Annotated in this window: 2 protein-coding genes and 1 pseudogene; all 3 read left to right on the top strand. The window is 56.8% G+C overall.

Going from position 1 to position 3,173, the window contains the following annotated elements; translation table 11 throughout:
• The coding region (locus tag K206_RS0136230) for a DUF2345 domain-containing protein (RefSeq protein WP_020207113.1) at positions 1 to 851 on the top strand (851 nt) is incomplete at its 5' end.
• 29 nt (positions 852 to 880) lie between these two features.
• On the top strand, positions 881 to 2,674 hold the full coding sequence (locus tag K206_RS0136225) for a hypothetical protein (protein ID WP_020207112.1): 1,794 nt from the start codon (positions 881 to 883) through the stop codon (positions 2,672 to 2,674).
• Positions 2,671 to 3,173: pseudogene (locus tag K206_RS43470) on the top strand (hypothetical protein); the annotation flags it as partial. The gene K206_RS0136225 and the pseudogene K206_RS43470, both read left to right, overlap by 4 nt.

Genomic DNA, 3,173 nt, shown 5'->3' with positions numbered 1-3,173 from the left:
CGATCCGGGGCGGCAAGGGATTGCTGGTTTCGGCGAATGACCAGCTTGGCGCAGACGGGGAACAGCTTGACATGGTGGCCGCACAGCAACTGCTACTGCGAGCGCTCCAGCAAAGCGAAGCGCTGGCATCGGCAGCGAAAGCCGCGCAAGCAGTTGCAGCCGCCTGTGACAGGCAAAGGGCACTGCTCGATGACACGCTGAACGAACTCAAGAAGGCCGGGATCCTTGTCAGCGCACCAGCGGGCATGGCGCTGGCATCGGGCGCCGACTTGCAGTTGAGTGCGGCAGAGAACCTGATCGCCACGTCGGGCGGCCATGCCGATCTCAGTGTGCTCAAGCGCTTCACGGTCGCGGCTGGCGAACTGGTATCCATCTTTGCGCAGAAACTTGGCATCAAACTGTTCGCCTCAAGAGGGAAGGTCGAGATCGAGGCACAGAGCGATGAGATGCGGCTGATGGCAGACAAGAATATGACGATCACCAGTGCAAACGGGCGTGTCGTCATCGAGGCCAAGAATGAGCTGCTGCTCAAATGTGGCGGCTCCTACTTTCGTATGACATCGACAGGGATCGAGGATGGAACGCGCGGAGAGCGGACGATCAAGTCGACTGCATTCAGCCGCCAAGGGCCGAGTTCCCTGGCTCAGGAAATGAATACGTGGAAACACGCGAACTTCCATGGTGCCTACGTGATTCGTAACCCGTCCACGGGGGAGCCGCTTGCCAATACGAGCGTCGAGGTTCTGCGCGGCGATGGCACCAAGCTCAAGATGATGACGGACTCGGCGGGAAAGACGCCACTCCAGAAGAGCCTGTTTGTCGAAGCCCTTCGTATCCGACTGATGGATTGATCCGCCCAACCGCATACTCGAACAACACCATGGCCGAATCGAGCCCCGTTTTTTACCATAGCGTCGTCGACAACGATGGCGATCAGTACAGTTCGGCAACCCTGACGCCGGCAGAGGATCAGCGCGAGAAGATCATCCTTGCCAAGCCCTACGTGATTCCCATCCTTTTCCTGCCCGGCATCATGGGGACCAATCTCAGAAAGAAGGAAGGGAAGAACATCGTCTGGCGGCCACCCAATGCAGACCTGCGAGGTGCGGCGGATGCGATCGGGCAACTCTTCAGCTATGCGTTCAAGAATACAAAAGAGCGTGCCGGTGATCTGGGCACGGAGACTGTCGAGATCGATCCCAGCGGTCCAATCGATGCCGGGCAGAGCGGGCTGCCAAAGAATGTGCTGGTGGCGCGGGGCTGGGGCGCGTTGATGCGTTCGTCCTATCATCCGTTCATGGGGCAATTGCAGCACCTCTTGAATTCGCTGGCGGAGTATGACTTCACGCGTTGCGAGGCCGACCTGAAGAACTGGGCGGCGGAGTTCGGACAGGATGCGCCTGCCGATTGGGGCGCCGAGGGTGGTGAGGCATTGACGCGCAAAGAGATCCTGCATGCGGCCAACTACCAGTTCGACGTTTGGGCGGGAGGCTATAACTGGCTGCAAAGCAACCGTGACTCCGGCGCAGCCATCAAGGACCTGATCGAGAACACGATCCTGCCCTATTACAACGAAGGCAAGACGGTTGTTGCTGAGGACACGCCGGATGGACAAGGAAACAATCAGTGCAGCATTCGACGGAGGCAACCAGGTCGCGTAATGGCGGAACAGGTCATCGTCGTCACGCATTCGATGGGTGGGCTGGTGAGCCGGTCGCTGACTGAGATCCACCAGTGCGAAAAGGTACTCGGTGTCTCGCACGGTGTGCAGCCGGCTACGGGCGCACCGGCCACGTATAAGCGCATGCGTGCGGGATTCGAAGGAATGGAACAAGTATTTCTCGGCCGGAACGCCGCAGATGTGGTTGCCATCCTTTCGCAAGCACCAGGGGGGCTGGAGCTGTTGCCTACTGCCGATTACAACGATGGCAAGCCCTGGCTCAGGTTACGGGACAAGAAGACCGGCGCTGACGTCATGACGCCGCTGCCTATCAATGGCGATCCCTATAGCGAGATCTATCTGTCGCCGGCGTGGTATGGGTTGGTGCCGGATGCGAACTTGGGGTTGATGAATCCGGCGGGAAAGAGTTCGGAGGCGGGGCAGACTGGAGACTATAAGCCGCTTGATGAGATATCACGAGAAGCGCTAGACGAGGTGATTCTAGATGTCAAAGCATTTCACCGAGACATCGAGAAGCGATACAAAGTACCCACCTACTCTCACTACGGCGCTCAAGGTCAGCGGGATACCGACAGCGACAAGGGAGGGTTGTTGGGGACGGGCATGATGGCAAGCAAGAATCGGTTTACATGGGGTGAGGTGGCTTGGGAGGGCGCTGGCATTGGAGCGCTTGATCTGAGCGAAATCAGCATAGTCAGTGACGATGGGAATGGAAAGCTGAGAATGCCAAGCGGGTATAGCCTGACGATTGGAGAACCCGATTGCCCTGGCGATGGCACTGTGCCATGCCTCTCCGGTGCAGCCCCAGCCAAAGCCGGAATTGCACGGAGCTTTGCGCATGGGCAAAGCAATCCCGGTGAACAGAATCGTAAGTTTTGCTATGACCACCAAGGGAGCTATGACGACAAGCATCAGCGTTCCCTCTATGCCACGATGTTCGCCATCATCAAGATCACCCAGCAGGCGCAATGGCACAAGAAGGAGTCAGCATGAAAGAAGGATGGAAAATCCGTGCTATTGGGCGCCATCTGATAAACGTTCCAGGTGATGCAAGGCTGATCGAGAGTTATAAGTACAATAAAGTGAAGATTGAACCGCTGCCATATGTTCAAACTCAGGCGGGCTTTGACGAGCTGATTGTTCAGCGAGAGCAGACATTGCGCGCGGCTAAGCACGATAAGCATGGCAGCATGTTTATCGAACGCGTGTCACATGCCAATGGCTCGGTAACACTAATTTCGTGGGAAGATCCGGATTCGACTATTCTCTATTGCTTCGATACTTATTTCCCTGCGGGATCAGTGTTCTTGAAGTACTCCGGAGACGTATCGCCAAGCCGCCGCGAATCGGCATTGTCCGTTCGATCTGATCTATCCCGAAAGTGGCATGAGATTGCAGAGGGGGAAACTCCAACTGGCATTGGCTACACAGCAGGCGATGCGATCTTGGTGGACAAGCATCTGAACTTCGAAAGCTGGGCAATGATCATTCG

Source organism: Cupriavidus sp. WS (genome assembly GCF_000395345.1).
In the GTDB taxonomy this organism is placed as follows: Bacteria; Pseudomonadota; Gammaproteobacteria; order Burkholderiales; family Burkholderiaceae; genus Cupriavidus; species Cupriavidus basilensis_B.
The sequence above is the reverse complement of the archived record's forward strand: the minus strand, read 5'-3'. Positions and strand labels throughout refer to the sequence as shown.

Coding starts and splice junctions, on each gene's coding strand:
- K206_RS0136225 (WP_020207112.1), top strand. CDS start 881: ATGGCCGAATCGAGCCCCGTTTTTTACCATAGCGTCGTCGACAACGAT.